Source organism: Syntrophomonas curvata (genome assembly GCF_052976825.1).
In genome coordinates this window covers 3,011,850-3,027,527 of sequence record NZ_CM129641.1, presented here as the reverse complement: position 1 = coordinate 3,027,527, position 15,678 = coordinate 3,011,850, and the positions used below count along the sequence as shown (strand labels likewise).

General features: G+C 48.2%; 22 protein-coding genes. All 22 read left to right on the top strand.

Features of this window, described 5'->3' with window-relative positions:
* The first annotated feature begins 63 nt into the window (after positions 1-63).
* The 22 genes from rpoC (at position 64) to rpsH (ending at position 15,678) form a co-directional block, all read left to right on the top strand.
* Positions 64-3,585 (top strand): DNA-directed RNA polymerase subunit beta', encoded by a 3,522-nt coding sequence (gene rpoC / locus ACU70B_RS13990; protein WP_447184131.1) that lies wholly within the window; start codon positions 64-66, stop codon positions 3,583-3,585.
* 164 nt (positions 3,586-3,749) lie between these two features.
* The gene (locus tag ACU70B_RS13985; protein ID WP_447184130.1) at positions 3,750-4,004 is read left to right on the top strand and encodes a ribosomal L7Ae/L30e/S12e/Gadd45 family protein; all 255 of its coding nucleotides are present in this window, start codon (positions 3,750-3,752) and stop codon (positions 4,002-4,004) included.
* A 54-nt stretch (positions 4,005-4,058) separates the two neighbouring features.
* A complete protein-coding gene (rpsL, locus tag ACU70B_RS13980; RefSeq protein ID WP_447184129.1) occupies positions 4,059-4,436 on the top strand; it encodes a 30S ribosomal protein S12 in 378 nt (125 codons plus the stop codon).
* Positions 4,437-4,450: 14 nt separating this feature from the next.
* A complete protein-coding gene (rpsG, locus tag ACU70B_RS13975; protein ID WP_447184128.1) occupies positions 4,451-4,921 on the top strand; it encodes a 30S ribosomal protein S7 in 471 nt (156 codons plus the stop codon).
* A gap of 63 nt (positions 4,922-4,984) precedes the next feature.
* Positions 4,985-7,069, top strand: a complete 2,085-nt coding sequence (gene fusA, locus ACU70B_RS13970) for an elongation factor G (RefSeq protein ID WP_447184127.1) — start codon at positions 4,985-4,987, stop codon at positions 7,067-7,069.
* A 186-nt stretch (positions 7,070-7,255) separates the two neighbouring features.
* Positions 7,256-8,452 carry an elongation factor Tu gene (gene tuf / locus ACU70B_RS13965; protein WP_447184126.1) on the top strand — a complete coding sequence of 399 codons (1,197 nt, stop codon included), beginning with the start codon at positions 7,256-7,258 and terminating at the stop codon, positions 8,450-8,452.
* A gap of 164 nt (positions 8,453-8,616) precedes the next feature.
* Positions 8,617-8,928 (top strand): 30S ribosomal protein S10, encoded by a 312-nt coding sequence (gene rpsJ / locus ACU70B_RS13960; RefSeq protein ID WP_447184125.1) that lies wholly within the window; start codon positions 8,617-8,619, stop codon positions 8,926-8,928.
* A 146-nt stretch (positions 8,929-9,074) separates the two neighbouring features.
* On the top strand, positions 9,075-9,701 hold the full coding sequence (gene rplC, locus ACU70B_RS13955; RefSeq protein WP_447185789.1) for a 50S ribosomal protein L3: 627 nt from the start codon (positions 9,075-9,077) through the stop codon (positions 9,699-9,701).
* A 24-nt stretch (positions 9,702-9,725) separates the two neighbouring features.
* Positions 9,726-10,349, top strand: coding sequence for a 50S ribosomal protein L4 (gene rplD, locus ACU70B_RS13950; RefSeq protein ID WP_447184124.1), 624 nt, complete (start codon positions 9,726-9,728; stop codon positions 10,347-10,349).
* A 1-nt stretch (position 10,350) separates the two neighbouring features.
* Entirely contained in the window at positions 10,351-10,638 is a 288-nt protein-coding gene (gene rplW, locus ACU70B_RS13945; RefSeq protein WP_447184123.1) for a 50S ribosomal protein L23, read from the top strand.
* A 38-nt stretch (positions 10,639-10,676) separates the two neighbouring features.
* Positions 10,677-11,501, top strand: coding sequence for a 50S ribosomal protein L2 (rplB, locus tag ACU70B_RS13940; protein WP_447184122.1), 825 nt, complete (start codon positions 10,677-10,679; stop codon positions 11,499-11,501).
* 13 nt (positions 11,502-11,514) lie between these two features.
* Entirely contained in the window at positions 11,515-11,799 is a 285-nt protein-coding gene (rpsS, locus tag ACU70B_RS13935) for a 30S ribosomal protein S19 (protein WP_447184121.1), read from the top strand.
* Between the two features lie 16 nt (positions 11,800-11,815).
* Positions 11,816-12,157 carry a 50S ribosomal protein L22 gene (rplV, locus tag ACU70B_RS13930; protein WP_447184120.1) on the top strand — a complete coding sequence of 114 codons (342 nt, stop codon included), beginning with the start codon at positions 11,816-11,818 and terminating at the stop codon, positions 12,155-12,157.
* Positions 12,157-12,831, top strand: a complete 675-nt coding sequence (gene rpsC / locus ACU70B_RS13925) for a 30S ribosomal protein S3 (protein ID WP_447184119.1) — start codon at positions 12,157-12,159, stop codon at positions 12,829-12,831. Before rplV ends, rpsC begins: the two co-directional genes overlap by 1 nt.
* Positions 12,831-13,265 (top strand): 50S ribosomal protein L16, encoded by a 435-nt coding sequence (gene rplP, locus ACU70B_RS13920; protein WP_447184118.1) that lies wholly within the window; start codon positions 12,831-12,833, stop codon positions 13,263-13,265. Before rpsC ends, rplP begins: the two co-directional genes overlap by 1 nt.
* Entirely contained in the window at positions 13,255-13,461 is a 207-nt protein-coding gene (gene rpmC / locus ACU70B_RS13915) for a 50S ribosomal protein L29 (RefSeq protein ID WP_447184117.1), read from the top strand. Before rplP ends, rpmC begins: the two co-directional genes overlap by 11 nt.
* Before the next feature lie 65 nt (positions 13,462-13,526).
* Positions 13,527-13,763, top strand: a complete 237-nt coding sequence (rpsQ, locus tag ACU70B_RS13910) for a 30S ribosomal protein S17 (RefSeq protein WP_447185788.1) — start codon at positions 13,527-13,529, stop codon at positions 13,761-13,763.
* Between the two features lie 29 nt (positions 13,764-13,792).
* Positions 13,793-14,161, top strand: coding sequence for a 50S ribosomal protein L14 (gene rplN, locus ACU70B_RS13905; protein WP_447184116.1), 369 nt, complete (start codon positions 13,793-13,795; stop codon positions 14,159-14,161).
* A gap of 19 nt (positions 14,162-14,180) precedes the next feature.
* Complete coding sequence (gene rplX / locus ACU70B_RS13900; protein ID WP_447184115.1) at positions 14,181-14,492, top strand: 50S ribosomal protein L24; 312 nt, start codon at positions 14,181-14,183, stop codon at positions 14,490-14,492.
* Positions 14,493-14,520: 28 nt separating this feature from the next.
* Entirely contained in the window at positions 14,521-15,057 is a 537-nt protein-coding gene (rplE, locus tag ACU70B_RS13895; RefSeq protein ID WP_447184114.1) for a 50S ribosomal protein L5, read from the top strand.
* A 12-nt stretch (positions 15,058-15,069) separates the two neighbouring features.
* Positions 15,070-15,255, top strand: a complete 186-nt coding sequence (locus ACU70B_RS13890; protein ID WP_447184113.1) for a type Z 30S ribosomal protein S14 — start codon at positions 15,070-15,072, stop codon at positions 15,253-15,255.
* Between the two features lie 24 nt (positions 15,256-15,279).
* Positions 15,280-15,678 (top strand): 30S ribosomal protein S8, encoded by a 399-nt coding sequence (rpsH, locus tag ACU70B_RS13885; RefSeq protein WP_447184112.1) that lies wholly within the window; start codon positions 15,280-15,282, stop codon positions 15,676-15,678.

Here is a 15,678-nt window from a genome sequence, read left to right as displayed (position 1 = left end):
AGTTTCCTTAAGATATATTGACTGCCGGAAGCGGCTCTAATCATCTGGAAGGGAGAGACCTGTTTGTTAGATGTAAATAATTTCGACAGGATTAAAATTGCCCTGGCTTCCCCGGAACAAATCCGTTCATGGAGCAGCGGGGAAGTCAAGAAACCTGAAACCATTAATTACCGTACGTTAAGGCCGGAAAAAGAAGGGCTCTTTTGCGAAAAGATATTCGGGCCCGTAAAAGACTGGGAATGTCACTGCGGCAAATACAAACGGGTTCGGCATAAGGGAATCGTTTGCGATCGCTGCGGAGTGGAAGTAACCACCTCCAAGGTCAGAAGGGAAAGAATGGGGCATATAGAGTTGGCGGCCCCCGTCTGCCACATCTGGTATCTGAAAGGGATACCCAGCCGGATGGGATTGCTGCTGGATATGTCACCCAAAGTACTGGAAAAAGTCATATATTTCGTAAACTATATAGTCATTCACCCGGGTGATACCCCGTTGTTGAAGAAACAATTGCTGAATGAAAGAGAATACCGGGAAGCCAAAGACCGGTACGGTGATTCCTTCCAGGCGGGAATTGGCGCCGAAGCCGTAAAAATATTGCTGGCCGAAATTGACCTGGATAAGATGTCCCAGGAATTAAAAGAAGAGATCGCTACAACCACCGGCCAGAGAAAAGGCCGGGCCATTAAAAGGTTGGAAGTGGTGGAATCTTTCCGCCTCTCAACCAATGACCCTATATGGATGATACTGGACGTATTGCCGGTTATTCCGCCCGAGCTGAGGCCGATGGTGCAGTTGGATGGCGGACGCTTTGCTACCTCCGACCTTAATGACCTCTATCGCCGGGTAATCAACCGCAATAACCGTCTGAAAAGGCTCTTGGATTTAGGGGCTCCGGACATCATTGTCCGCAATGAAAAAAGGATGCTGCAGGAGGCGGTGGATGCGCTGGTGGATAACGGCAGGAGGGGCCGTCCGGTAACCGGCCCCGGCAACCGTCCTCTAAAATCCCTGAGTGATATGTTAAAGGGCAAGCAGGGACGTTTCCGTCAGAACTTGCTGGGCAAACGGGTAGACTATTCCGGACGTTCGGTTATCGTAGTGGGACCTAATCTGCATATGCATCAGTGCGGGTTGCCCAAGGAAATGGCCCTGGAACTTTTTAAGCCCTTCGTCATGAAGAAACTGGTCGACCGGAGTATTGCCTCCAATATCAAAAGTGCCAAAAAAATGGTGGAAAGAGGCCGGGAAGAGGTATGGGACATCCTGGACGATGTTATAAAAGAACATCCCGTGCTTCTAAACCGTGCCCCTACCCTGCACCGGCTGGGAATTCAAGCTTTCGAACCGGTACTGGTGGAAGGCAGGGCCCTGCAGCTCCATCCTCTGGTTTGCACCGCCTATAATGCCGACTTTGACGGTGACCAGATGGCAGTACACGTTCCCTTGTCAGCCGAGGCTCAAACTGAGGCCCGGTTGCTGATGCTGGCCAGCAACAATATCCTTAACCCCAAGGATGGCAAACCGGTAGTAACGCCGACCCAGGATATGGTTATCGGACTTTATTACCTGACCTATATGAGCCAGGAAGACTGGAACCAAGAAAAACCGAAGGCATTTCGTGACCCTGATGAAGCTCGCATGGCCTATTATATGGGGGTTATTAACCTGCATGAGAAAATCCGGGTCAAGATGCCGTTGCCCGTTATGACCGGAAAAGAACTGCTGAAGAGCCACGGGGAACAGAAATTCAAGGAAGAGATGGTGGAAACCTCGGTAGGCCGCCTGATATTTAATGATATTATTCCAAAAAGCCTGGGATTCTACAACCAGGTAATTGACAAGAAAAAACTCGGTGAACTGGTATATGAATGCTATCGCTTGGAGGGCAACGCCAAGACTGCTGCCATGCTTGACGGCATCAAACGCTTGGGTTACCAGTTTGGTACCCGGGCCGGCATCAGTGTAGGCGTTACCGATTTTGAGACCCCCAAGGCCAAAGCGGATATTCTGGCCGAGGCCGACAAAGCGGTGGATGCTATTGAAGAGGACTACCTGGTGGGGCTGATTACCGATAATGAGAGACACGCCCAGGTGGTTGAGATATGGAACCAGGCTACTGATGATGTAACGGAAGCCCTAAAACAATCATTAACCGAAGACAACCCGGTTTATATGATGGCCATCTCCGGCGCTCGCGGGAACTTCCAGCAGATACGACAGCTGGCCGGAATGCGTGGACTTATGGCTGACCCCTCCGGAAAAATAATCGACCTTCCCATTAAGGCTAATTTCCGCGAAGGTTTGACCGTATTGGAATACTTCATATCCACTCACGGAGCGCGCAAAGGCTTGGCCGATACCGCTTTGCGTACGGCTGACTCCGGTTATTTGACCCGCCGCCTGGTAGATGTCTCCCAGGATGTAATTGTAAGAGAAGATGACTGTGAATCAGTTGAAGGTATCTGGGTGGAAAAAATCATGGAAGGCTCACAGCTGATTGAGCCCCTGCATCAGAGAATAATAGGGCGGGTGTCGTTGGATACCATCCTGCACCCCCAGACCGGTGAGGTTCTGGTGGAAGAGAATGAAATGATTGATGATGATATAGGGTATGCCATCGAACGGGCTGGTATTGAAAGGGTTAAGATCAGAACCGTTCTGACCTGCAAAACCAGGCATGGAGTTTGCCAGAAATGCTACGGACGCAACCTGGCCACCGGTTATGAGGTGGAAATAGGTGAAGCCGTAGGCACATTGGCTGCCCAGTCCATCGGTGAGCCCGGGACCCAGCTTACCATGCGCACCTTCCATACCGGGGGAGTAGCCGGGGAAGACATTACCCGGGGCCTGCCCAGAGTCGAAGAATTATTTGAGGTACGCAAGCCCAAGGGGCAGGCGGTAGTAGCCGAAGTTTCCGGTACCGTAAGGTTTGGAGAAAACAAAGGCCGCCGGGAAGTGGAAGTACTGGGCGATAATGGCGAAGTTTTCGGTGCTTATCCGGTTCATTACGGTTCCCGGCTCAAAGTGAGCGAAGGAGATTATGTTGAAATTGGCGATGCTTTGACGGAAGGGCCTTTAAACCCGCATGATATATTAAAAACCAAAGGACTGCAGGACGTACAGCGCTACCTTTTACAAGAGGTGCAAAAGGTTTATCGTTCCCAGGGCGTTGACATCAGTGATAAGCATATAGAGATAATGATACGCCAGATGCTGAAAAAGGTCAGGATTGAAGATTCCGGTGACACCTCCATGCTGCCCGGCTCCTTTATGGATATTTCCGTTTTCGAGGAAGAAAACCAGTGGGTGATGCAGCACCAGGGACTGCCGGCAGTATGCAGCCCCATGCTTCTGGGTATTACCAAGGCCTCGCTCAATACCGACTCTTTCCTGTCGGCGGCTTCTTTCCAGGAGACCACCAAGGTTCTTACCGAGGCTGCTATAAAAGGCAAGGTGGATCACTTGATCGGCCTTAAGGAAAACGTTATTATCGGCAAGCTTATACCGGCCGGCACCGGTTACCCCCTGTACCGCAGCACCGGTGTGATCGAAAAGCCGGAAGCAGCATCCGGCGAAGGGGAATAACATAACCTGATGAGGTTAAAACCAAAGCTGGAAAGGAAAAGCCAATTAAATATAAGCTTTAGTTGACTGAGGCGCTTTCAGGTGCTAAAATATCTAAGTGCGCGGCAAATAAGCTGTAATGCTGCCTTATGCTCGTGATTATTTGCCGGAGGAGGATATCGCTTTTGTCACTGCAGGAAATAAAAAACAGTCCAAAAGTAATTGGTTCCAAGCAAGTAAAAAAGGCAATCAGCAAAGGGGTAGCCCAAAAAGTATTCATAGCTTTGGATGCTGAACCGCACATTATTGAACCTATAAAAGAACTGTGCCGAAAAAATCAGGTTGAAATGCAGATGGTTGAGAACATGGAAGTGTTGGGTAATGTATGCGGCATAGAGGTGGGTTCAGCAACAGTGGCGTTGATTAATAGAGAGTCTTAGGAGAGGGAAAGCCCGTTCTTAAGGTTTTCAGTAAACGAGAAGGGAGGTGCAGACATGCCGACGATAAACCAGCTGGTCAGAAAAGGACGCGAAAAAGGAGAGAAAAAATCAACCGCACCAGCCCTGAAAAGCTGTCCGCAAAAAAGAGGGGTGTGTACCCGCGTATATACCACCACCCCCAAGAAACCTAATTCAGCCCTGCGGAAAATAGCCAGGGTAAGGTTAACCAATGGTATTGAGGTAACCGCGTATATTCCTGGTATTGGCCATAACCTTCAGGAACACTCGGTTGTACTGATAAGAGGAGGCAGGGTTAAAGACCTGCCAGGGGTAAGATATCATATCATCAGAGGTACTCTGGATGCTGCCGGGGTACAGAACCGTAGCCAGGGCAGATCCAAGTACGGTACCAAGAGACCTAAAAAGAAATAGGAGGGAGGAACGATATGCCTAGAAAAGGGCCCGTCCCTAAACGAGATGTACTGCCGGATCCTATTTATAACAGCAAGCTGTTCACCAAACTGGTAAACCAGGTGATGTGGGACGGCAAAAAGAGCATAGCCGAAAATATTTGCTACGGCGCCTTTGAAATAGTAGAAAAGCGTACGGGCAAGAATGCTATGGAAGTCTTTGAAGAAGCTATGAAAAACATAACCCCTATTGTTGAAGTTAGAGCCCGACGGGTTGGCGGAGCCAACTACCAGGTTCCGGTTGAAGTCAGACCCGAAAGAAGGCAGACTCTGGCTATCAGATGGCTGATTGGATATGCCCGCAAGCGTGGCGAAAAGACCATGGCTGAACGCTTGGCCGGCGAGATAACCGATGCCTACAACAGCACCGGCGGTTCAGTTAAAAAGAAGGAAGATACCCATAAGATGGCGGAAGCCAACAAGGCTTTTGCCCACTACCGCTGGTAGAATTACGGCCCATTGGAAACCAATTCTTGATATTTAATTAAGAATTGAATCCGGAGGACGACCATGACCGATACATCAGACCTAGCTACAATCAGAAATATTGGGATAATGGCTCATATTGATGCTGGCAAGACCACCACTACGGAGAGAATATTATATTATTCCGGTAAAGTGCACCGCATGGGTGAAGTGGACAAAGGAACCGCCACCATGGATTGGATGAGCCAGGAGCAGGAAAGAGGAATAACCATAACCTCGGCTGCAACTGCATGCCGTTGGCAAAATTGTAACATTAACATTATCGATACGCCCGGGCATGTGGACTTTACGGTTGAGGTAGAACGGTCACTGCGAATCCTTGATGGGGCAATCGGCATATTCTGTGCAGTTGCCGGAGTACAACCCCAATCGGAAACGGTATGGAGGCAGGCAGATCGCTATAAAGTTCCCCGGATAGCCTATATCAACAAAATGGACCGGATAGGAGCAGATTATTTCCGGGCTGTCAAAATGATAGAGGATAATCTCGGCAGTGAAGTTGTTCTGACCCAATTGCCGATTGGGGCTGAGGATAACTTTCGGGGAATGATGGACGTCATCGCGGTTAAAGCCTATGAATACCAGGATGACTTGGGAGAAACATTCCTTACCAGAGAGCTGGATGAATTGGAGATGGCTGAAACCCAGAAATATCGAAACCAGCTTCTGGAGAAGATATCAGAATATGATGATGAAATACTTTTTAAGTACCTGGAAGGCCAGGAGATCTCGGTTGATGAGATCATAAGTTCTTTGAGAAAATTAACTATTGCCAATAAACTGGTACCGGTTTTATGCGGATCGTCCTTTAAAAACAAGGGTGTGCAGATGCTGCTGGATGCAGTGGTAAACTACCTGCCCTCCCCTCTGGATATTCCCGCTCTGACTGGAGTCAATCCATTTGACAACAGTGAGGTAGAAGTAAGGGCAGACCGGAACGGACCGCTTTGCGCCCTGGCTTTTAAAGTCGCCGGTGACCCTTATGTGGGTAAACTGACCTATTTTAGGATATATTCCGGCAGGATAAAATCCGGCGCCTATATTCTTAATAGCGGCAATAATAAGAAAGAGCGTATAACCAGAATTTTAAGGATGCATGCTAATCATCGGGAAGAGATAGACGAAGCTCTGGCAGGTGATATTGTAGCCGGTGTAGGACTAAAAGCAACCGTCACCGGAGACACCCTGTGCGAGGAGCGCCATCTGGTAGTGCTGGAGCCCATGGACTTTCCGGAACCGGTAATTGATGTGGCGATCGAGCCCCGAACTAAAGCTGATCAGGATAAAATAGGGGAAAGCCTGATGCACCTGGCTGAGGAAGATCCCAGCTTCCGAACCCGGATAGACCCGGAAACCGGCCAAACCATAATATCCGGTATGGGGGAATTGCACCTGGAAATTATAATTGACCGGCTCCTGCGGGAATACAAGGTCAATGCCAATGTGGGCAAACCCCAGGTGGCATATAAAGAAAGCATCAAGAAAACGACGCTTGCCGAGGCCACCTTTGACAGACAAAGTGGCGGTCGAGGTCAATTTGCCAGAGTTATAGTCGAGATCAGTCCCCTGAACGAAGGGGAGGGCAAGCGTTTCAGCAGCCAGGCCAGTCCGGAAGATATACCCCGGGAGTTTGTGTCAGCGGTGGAAACCGGAATACTCGAAGCTCTGCAGGCAGGTATTCTGGCCGGATATCCGGTGGATGATATTAATATATGTCTGACCGGAGGGGCTTATCATGAGGTAGACTCCAGTGAACAGGCTTTTAAAGTAGCAGGGAGTATGGCCATAAAACAAGCGTTGGCCGAAGCTAATCCGATTCTTCTGGAGCCCATAATGGATATAGAAATTGTCAGCCCGGAAGAATATGTGGGCGAAATAATATCCGACCTTAATGCGCGCCGAGGCAGGATTCTTGGTTTTGAAGAAAACCGTGACAGTAAGATTGTCAAAGGAACGGTCCCTCTGGCGGAAACCTTTGGTTATGCCACCAGTCTCAGGTCGCTGAGCCAGGGGAGAGCGAGCTTTTCTCTGCATATAAGGAACTATGGCGAAGTACCCGAATCCAAAAGCAGAGAAATAATAGCCCGCAGATATGGGTTACCAGTCTAAACGATTATAGTCAGGTGTGAGGGGTGAGGCAACAGGGATCAGAATTTCAAGAAAAGCTAATAAAACCGTGTTTACCTTAGATTCATACTTGTATTTTACAAGTGGAGCAGCTCCTTATCCTGAAAAAAATAAATTTTACTAAAAAAATGACCAAACCAAAAATCAAAAAGAAAGGTGAGAGATAGGATGGCAAAGGCAAAATACGAGAGGACTAAACCTCATCTTAACATTGGAACCATAGGTCACGTTGACCATGGCAAGACGACCCTGACCGCGGCAATCACCATGACCTTGTCCAAAACGGGTGGAGCCACGGCTACCTCTTATGAAGAAATTGATAAAGCACCGGAAGAAAAAGAAAGAGGAATAACCATTAACACTTCCCACGTGGAATATCAGACTGAGACCAGACACTATGCCCATGTAGACTGCCCGGGACATGCAGACTACATAAAGAACATGATTACCGGGGCAGCTCAGATGGATGGTTCCATACTGGTGGTATCAGCAGCCGACGGACCCATGCCTCAGACCAGGGAGCATATACTCCTGTCCAGGCAGGTGGGAGTGCATTATATCGTAGTGTTCATGAACAAAACCGACATGGTTGATGATGACGAACTTCTGGAACTGGTGGAAATGGAAATCAGAGAGCTGTTGAGCGAATATGAATTTCCTGGGGACGATATCCCGGTGATAATGGGATCGGCCTTAAAAGCTCTGGAATGCGGCTGCGGCAGCAGGGAATGCGAATGGTGCAAGCATATATGGGAACTGATGGATGCCGTTGACAGCTATATACCCCTGCCCGAGAGAGCAACTGACAAACCCTTCCTGATGCCCATCGAAGACGTATTTACCATTACCGGAAGAGGAACCGTAACCACTGGCAGGGTAGAAAGAGGCCAAGTCAAAGTTGGTGACGAAGTAGCCATAGTCGGCATGCGGGACGAAATCAGAAAGACCGTATGTACCGGAGTTGAAATGTTCAGGAAACTCCTGGATTATGCTCAGGCCGGAGATAATGTCGGCACCCTCTTAAGAGGCGTAGACCGCAAAGAAGTTGAGCGGGGCATGGTACTGGCAAAACCCGGAAGCATAAATCCCTTAACCAGCTTTAAAGCTGAAGTATACGTGCTGACCAAAGAAGAAGGCGGAAGACACACCCCGTTCTTTGGCGGGTACCGCCCTCAGTTTTATTTCCGCACCACTGACGTGACCGGGATTATCCAACTTCCAGAAGGAGTAGAGATGGTGATGCCGGGGGATAACGTGCAGATGGCCATCGAGCTGATAACTCCGATTGCTATAGAGGAGGGCTTGCGTTTTGCTATCCGCGAAGGCGGAAGAACCGTAGGCTCAGGCGTTGTTACCAGTCTGTAAAAAGAATGAAAGCCGCCGGAAGGGAGGCAATCCTCCCTTCCGGGCAAGTTGCTTACCGGAAGACAGCCGGTAAAAGCTCTTTAAAAACAAGGTTTAAAACCTGTTAATATTTATACACCCGGTAGCGTGTACTGATTAAAGCCAATTTAAGGAGGTTTAACTGCGTGAGTGGCCAGCAAAAGGTTAGAATTAGACTCAAAGCATTTGATCACAAACTATTGGATCAATCCTCGCAAAAGATAGTGGAAACGGCCAGGAAAAATGGGGCCAGTGTTTCCGGACCCATTCCCCTGCCTACGGAAAAGAGCATATATACTATTTTAAGGTCTCCCCATGTTAACAAAGACTCCCGGGAGCAGTTTGAAATGAGAACCCATAAGCGCTTAATAGACATTCTGGATCCTAACCCCAAGACCATAGATGCTCTTATGCACCTGGATCTGCCTTCAGGAGTAGACATAGAGATCAAATTATAGGTGTGAGGACCGGTGCCTAGAGGTCAGGGGCAAGGGCCTCAAAGCGGAAAAATGTCCGGGTTGATATGAAGTGAAGTTGGATGCCCCGATTCCAACCAATCGCTAAGAGAAATCACAACTAGGAGGTAGTTTAGGTGGCTGCTGATATAAACAAAGCAATCATGGGTATTAAAGTTGGCATGACCCAGATTTTCGACGAGAATGACAAAGCCGTGCCGGTAACTATTATAGAAGCCGGTCCATGTACGGTTTTACAGAAAAAAATCAGTGATACAGATGGCTATAACGCTATCCAGGTAGGCTTTTACAACCTGAAAGAAAAACAGGTAAACAAGCCGGCCAGGGGACATTTTAAGAAAGCCAATGTGAAACCCCTGCGTTATATAAAAGAATTCAGGGTTAAGGATATTGGAGCCTACGAGATTGGTCAGGAGATCAAAGCCGACCTGTTCAACCCCGGAGATATGGTAGATGTTGTGGGCACTTCCAAGGGAAAAGGTTTTGCCGGTGCGGTAAAGAGACACAACTTCGCCCGTGGTTCCATGGGTCATGGTTCCAAATACCATCGCCGCCCTGGTTCACTGGCTGCCAAAGGCCCGGCCCGAGTATTCAAAGGCAGAAAACTTCCTGGCCATTTAGGAGGAGAGAGGGTAACTGTGCAGGGCTTGAAGGTAGTAAAAGTCTATCCGGAGAGAAATCTTATCCTGATCAAAGGATCGATTCCAGGGCCCAGAAAAGGACTGGTTATAATCAAAGATTCAGTTAAGGCATAGTTAACTACGAAGGAGGTAAGAGAAGTGCCTAAAGTAGCGTTATATGATATGAGCGGGGCCCAGATTGGAGAACTGGAATTAAGTGATAAGGTTTTTGGCATAGAGCCTAATAAGGCAGTAATGTACGACTTTGTAAAAATGCAGCTGGCCAATAAAAGGGTGGGAACCTCATCAACTAAAACCCGCGCGGAAGTAAGCGGAGGCGGCAAAAAGCCCTGGAGACAAAAGGGTACCGGGAGAGCCCGGGTAGGCAGCAGCCGGAATCCGGTCTGGACGGGCGGCGGAATAGCCTTTGGCCCCAAACCCAGGGATTACTCCTATCGTTTACCCCGTAAAGTAAGAAGACTGGCTATGAAATCGGCCCTTTCCAGCAAGGTTGTTGATAACAATATTATAGTAGTTGATGAACTGAAGTTTGATGAACCCAAAACCAAACTCATGGTAGCAACCCTGCAATCTTTAAATAGCGGCAAAAAGACCCTGGTGGTAACAGCCGACGGTGACTCCAATGTAATGAAATCCGCCCGCAACATTCCCGGGGTTAAACCCTTGCGAGTGGACTTTATCAATGTCTATGACCTGTTAAAGTACGATACTCTACTTATTACCAGGGATGCCGTCGCCAGAGTAGAGGAGGTATATGCCTAAGATGAAAGACTACAGGGATATAATTATAAAACCGGTGGTGACCGAGAAGTCCATGAATCTTCTGGCGGATAATAAATACACTTTTATAGTAGACCGCAGAGCCAATAAAACCGAAATCAAGAATGCCATCGAAAATATATTCAGCGTTAGAGTTGATAACGTCCATACCATTAATATAAAAGGCAAACCAAAACGTATGGGCCGGTTTGAAGGTCGTACTCCTAACCGTAAGAAGGCAGTCGTTACCCTGAAGCCCGGACAGAAAATACGTCTTTTCGAAGGCATGTAAAACGGCTGGTTTGCGCTGTTTAAGGAGGGAAAATTTAGATGGGCATAAAAAAATATAAGCCTACAACGCCTAGCAGAAGGCAAATGACGGTGATGACTTTCGAGGAAATAACCAAGAAAGAACCGGAAAGACAGCTTACCGCCCCACTTAAAAGAACCGGCGGCAGAAACGCCAGGGGTAAATTAACCGTAAGGCATCGCGGCGGCGGGCACAAGCGGCTTTATCGCATAGTCGACTTTAAACGGATTAAGGACAATGTTCCGGCCAAGGTGGCGGCTATTGAATACGATCCCAACCGTTCAGCCAACATTGCTTTACTGCACTATGCTGACGGACACAAAGCCTATATAATCGCTCCCCATAACTTGAAAGTCGGGGACATGGTAGAATCAGGTTCCGAGGCGGATATCAAGACAGGCAACGCCTTGCCGCTGAAAGATATACCGGTAGGTACCTTGATTCATAACATTGAGTTGAGACCCGGCAAAGGCGCCCAGCTGGTACGTTCAGCCGGAACCGTAGCCCAGTTGATGGCAAAGGAAGGCGCCTATGCCCATGTACGCCTGCCATCCGGAGAAGTTCGCCTGGTTCACGTAAATTGCCGGGCCAGTATCGGGCAGGTAGGCAATCTGGAATACGAAAACCAGACCCTGGGCAAAGCGGGAAGAACCCGCTGGATGGGAATCAGGCCAACCGTAAGAGGCTCGGTTATGAACCCGACCGACCATCCGCATGGCGGCGGCGAAGGACGGGCACCGATAGGTAGAAAATACCCGGTTTCTCCCTGGGGCAAGATAGCCATTGGCGGTACCACCCGCAAGAAGAAACCGTCTGATAAAATGATCGTCCGGAAACGCAAATAAAGGAGGTCTGTAAATGAGCAGGTCATTGAAAAAAGGACCTTATTGTGAAGAAAAACTACTCGAGAAAATTGAACAGATGAACGAAAACGGCCAGAAAAAAGTAATCAAGACCTGGTCGAGGCGCTCCACCATTATGCCCCAGATGATCGGGCATACCCTGGCGGTACATGATGGCCGCAGGCATATCCCGGTATATGTAACCGAGGATATGGTGGGCATGAAACTGGGAGAATTTGCCCCTACCAGGACCTATAGAGGACACGCTGGCAAAAACGAAAAATCCAGCAGACCCAGGTAGGAAGGAGGAATTAAATATGGAAGCCAGAGCGGTAGCTCGTCACCTGAGAGTGTCTCCTTCTAAGGCTCGCCAGGTAGCTGATCTGGTAAGAGGTAAAAATGTTGATGAAGCGGTCGGCATTCTCAGATATACCAACAAAAAGTCCGCTCCCCTGATCGGTAAAGTATTAAAATCTGCTATTGCCAATGCGGAGCACAACTTTGATATGGACTCCGATGAATTATTCGTAGCCGAGATCTATGTGGATGAGGGGCCCACACTCAAGCGGATGAGGCCCAGAGCTTACGGCAGAGCAGATGTAAGGCGGCACAGAACCAGCCATATAACCGTGGTAGTCAGGGAAAGGGAGGTTAAATAGTGGGTCAAAAGGTTCATCCTAAAGGTTTTAGAATTGGGATTATCAGAGATTGGGACTCCAACTGGTATGCTGATCGTGATTACACTGATCTGCTGCATGAGGATTATAAAGTACGCCAGTACATTAAGGAGCATTTCTATGCTGCCGGTATTTCCAAAGTTGAGGTTCAGAGAACCGGCAACCGAGTGCGGATAACCATCCACACCGCCAAACCTGGAATAGTAATTGGCCGAGGCGGGACAGAAGTAGAAAAGCTCAAGGCTGAATTAATTAAAATGACGGGCAAAAACGTCAATATCAACATCCAGGAGATAAAGAAACCGGAATGGGATGCCCAGATCGTGGCTGAGAATATTGCCCAGCAACTGGAAAAGAGAATATCTTTTCGCCGGGCCATGAAGCAGACCGTGGGCAGAACCATGAGAGCCGGCGGAGTAGGTATTAAAGTTATGATATCCGGCCGCCTGGGCGGGGCTGAAATAGCCAGGACCGAGTGGTATTCGGAGGGCAAAGTCCCCCTGCACACTCTTCGCGCTGATGTTGATTACGGTTTTGCCGAAGCCAACACCACCTATGGCAAAATAGGCATAAAGGTATGGATTAACCGGGGAGAAATAATGCCCGAGGCGAAACAGAGACCGAAACAGAAAGTAGTGGAGGAGGCAGAACAATAATGCTTACCCCAAAAAGAGTTAAATACAGAAAGCAGCATCGCCCTGATCTCAAGGGTAAAGCCAACAAAGGCAATGCCGTTACCTATGGAGATTATGGGTTACAGGCCCTGGAAGCATCCTGGATCACCAACCGTCAGATAGAAGCAGCCCGTATTGCCATCAACCGCTACGTCAAGAGGGGCGGGAAACTGTGGATTAAGATTTTCCCGGATCGGCCTTTGACGGTTAAGCCGGCTGAGACTCGTATGGGTAAGGGAAAAGGTTCCCCCGAACACTGGGTAGCAGTAGTTAAACCGGGCCGGGTTATGTTTGAGCTTTCCGGAGTAACTGAAGAGGTTGCCCGTGAAGCCATGCGCCTGGCGGCACACAAACTGCCAATCAAGTGCAAGTTTGTAAAAAGAGAAGAAATGGGTGGTGAGGTTAGTGATAGCTAAGAAGATGAGAGAGCTAACCGACGATGAACTGAACAAGAAGGTTTCCGATTATAAAGAGGAGTTATTCAATCTGAGGTTTCAGCTTGCTACCGGACAATTAGACAATCCGATGAGAATAAGAGACGTTAGAAAGAACATTGCCAGGTGTAAGACAGTTTTAAGACAGAGGGAACTTTCCCAGGAAAACAATCGCTAGTCAGGTGAAAACTTATTTAAGGAGGTCTAAGGGTGGCAGATAATCGTGGAAACAGGAAAGTAAGGATGGGAACGGTACAAAGCGATAAAATGGACAAAACCATAACCGTCAGGGTTGAAACCGTTAAACAGCATCCTCTTTATAAAAAGACGATTAAAACCAGTAAGAAGTACAAAGCCCATGATGAAAACAATGAAGCTAAGACCGGTGACGTAGTCAAAATCATGGAAACCCGTCCCTTAAGCAAGGATAAGAGATGGCGGCTGATAGAGATCGTTCGCAAAGCCGAAACTTTAGAGTAGGGCCTGGAATTGGAAGGGAGGTTAAAGCCGTGATCCAACAGGAAACAATGCTTCAGGTCGGAGATAACACCGGCGCCAAAAGAATTTTATGCATAAAAATACCCGGTGGTTCCAAGAGAAGATATGCCACTGTGGGAGATGTTATTATCGCCAGTGTCAAGGAAGCGGCTCCCGGCGGAGTAGTTAAAAAAGGTGACGTGGTCAAGGCCGTAGTGGTCAGAACCAAAAAGGAAATCAGACGTCCGGATGGTTCCTATATAGCCTTTTCGGAGAACGCGGCCGTAATAATAGATGATAATCACAATCCCAAAGGCACCCGTATTTTCGGACCTGTAGCCAGAGAGCTGAGAGAAAAGAACTTTATGAAAATAGTATCCCTGGCTCCGGAAGTCCTGTAGTCGATGGAGGTGTAATTAAATGCGAATCAAGAAAGGCGATATTGTCCTGGTGACCACAGGCAAGGACGCCGGCAAAAAGGGCAAAGTACTGCGGGTTCTGCCCGGGCAGAATAAGGTTGTGGTTGAGGGTATCAACCGGGTTAAAAAGCATCAAAAGCCGAACCGGGCCATACCACAGGGGGGCATATTAAAAATAGAGACCCCCATGAACGCCTCTAACGTTATGCTGCTCTGCAATAAATGCGACAAACCCACCCGCATCGGCAGCAAAGTACTTGACAATAACGAAAAAGTAAGGGTATGCAAAAATTGTGGAGAGATATTAGACTAAAGCTCCAGGAAAGGAGGCTAGCTGGTTAATGGCCAGGTTGTATGAACAATATAAAAGTGAAATAGTGCCAAAGTTAATGGAAAAATTCCAGTATAAAAACGTTATGCAGGTTCCCCGGATTGAGCGGGTAGTGGTTAACATTGGTGTGGGAGAAGCTATACAGAATCCCAAAGCTTTGGACGGTGCGGTTAACGATTTAACCTTAATTGCCGGACAAAAACCGGTAGTTACCAAGGCCAAAAAGTCGATTGCCGGCTTTAAATTAAGGGAAGGCATGGCTATTGGCTGCAAGGTTACCCTGCGGGGAGAAAGAATGTATAACTTCCTGGATAAACTAATAAATTTGGCTCTGCCCAGGGTACGCGATTTCCGCGGGGTATCGCCGCAGGCTTTTGACGGCCGGGGAAATTATTCTTTGGGGATAAAGGAGCAGACCATATTTCCGGAGATAGAATATGACAAAATCGATAAAATCCGTGGAATGGAAGTAGTAGTGGTAACTACAGCCAAAACTGATGAAGAAGCCAGGGAACTCTTGAAACATATGGGAATGCCGTTTAGATAGGGGGTAAGAAAGATGGCCAAAAAGGCAATGATTGCCAAGCAGAAACGCGAACCCAAATACGCGGTAAGAACCTACAACCGCTGTAAAATATGTGGACGGCCCCGAGCCTATATGCGCAAATTTGGCATGTGCAGGATTTGTTTTAGGGAGCTGGCCCATAAGGGAGAGCTGCCAGGGGTTACTAAATCTAGCTGGTAGGTCGATAAAAAGGAGGTATAGAGTATGGTCATGACTGATCCCGTAGCCGATTTCTTAACCAGAATAAGAAACGGTAACATGGTCATGCATGAAACCGTTGAGGTACCCGGTTCCAGGCTGAAAATGGGGATAGCCGGAATCCTGAAGGATGAAGGGTACATCAAGGATTATGAATATATAGCAGATGGCAAACAGGGAATTATCAGGATATACCTCAAGTATGGCCCGAACCGGGAAAAGGTTATTACCGGGCTTAAGAGAATAAGCAAACCCGGCCTCAGAGTGTATGTCAAAAAAGATGAGATTCCCAAAGTTTTGGGTGGATTAGGTACAGCCGTGATATCCACCTCCCAGGGGCTGATGACCGATAAAAAGGCCAGAAAAGCCGGTTTAGGCGGCGAAGTAATATGCTATATATGGTAG

What these genes read in the sequence shown, in the direction of transcription:
- rpsL (WP_447184129.1), top strand. Translation starts at nt 4,059, where the DNA reads ATGCCGACGATAAACCAGCTGGTCAGAAAAGGACGCGAAAAAGGAGAG.
- rpsG (WP_447184128.1), top strand. Translation starts at nt 4,451, where the DNA reads ATGCCTAGAAAAGGGCCCGTCCCTAAACGAGATGTACTGCCGGATCCT.
- fusA (WP_447184127.1), top strand. Translation starts at nt 4,985, where the DNA reads ATGACCGATACATCAGACCTAGCTACAATCAGAAATATTGGGATAATG.
- tuf (WP_447184126.1), top strand. Translation starts at nt 7,256, where the DNA reads ATGGCAAAGGCAAAATACGAGAGGACTAAACCTCATCTTAACATTGGA.
- rplW (WP_447184123.1), top strand. Translation starts at nt 10,351, where the DNA reads ATGAAAGACTACAGGGATATAATTATAAAACCGGTGGTGACCGAGAAG.
- rplB (WP_447184122.1), top strand. Translation starts at nt 10,677, where the DNA reads ATGGGCATAAAAAAATATAAGCCTACAACGCCTAGCAGAAGGCAAATG.
- rpsS (WP_447184121.1), top strand. Translation starts at nt 11,515, where the DNA reads ATGAGCAGGTCATTGAAAAAAGGACCTTATTGTGAAGAAAAACTACTC.
- rplV (WP_447184120.1), top strand. Translation starts at nt 11,816, where the DNA reads ATGGAAGCCAGAGCGGTAGCTCGTCACCTGAGAGTGTCTCCTTCTAAG.
- rplP (WP_447184118.1), top strand. Translation starts at nt 12,831, where the DNA reads ATGCTTACCCCAAAAAGAGTTAAATACAGAAAGCAGCATCGCCCTGAT.
- rpsQ (WP_447185788.1), top strand. Translation starts at nt 13,527, where the DNA reads ATGGGAACGGTACAAAGCGATAAAATGGACAAAACCATAACCGTCAGG.
- rplX (WP_447184115.1), top strand. Translation starts at nt 14,181, where the DNA reads ATGCGAATCAAGAAAGGCGATATTGTCCTGGTGACCACAGGCAAGGAC.
- rplE (WP_447184114.1), top strand. Translation starts at nt 14,521, where the DNA reads ATGGCCAGGTTGTATGAACAATATAAAAGTGAAATAGTGCCAAAGTTA.
- ACU70B_RS13890 (WP_447184113.1), top strand. Translation starts at nt 15,070, where the DNA reads ATGGCCAAAAAGGCAATGATTGCCAAGCAGAAACGCGAACCCAAATAC.
- rpsH (WP_447184112.1), top strand. Translation starts at nt 15,280, where the DNA reads ATGGTCATGACTGATCCCGTAGCCGATTTCTTAACCAGAATAAGAAAC.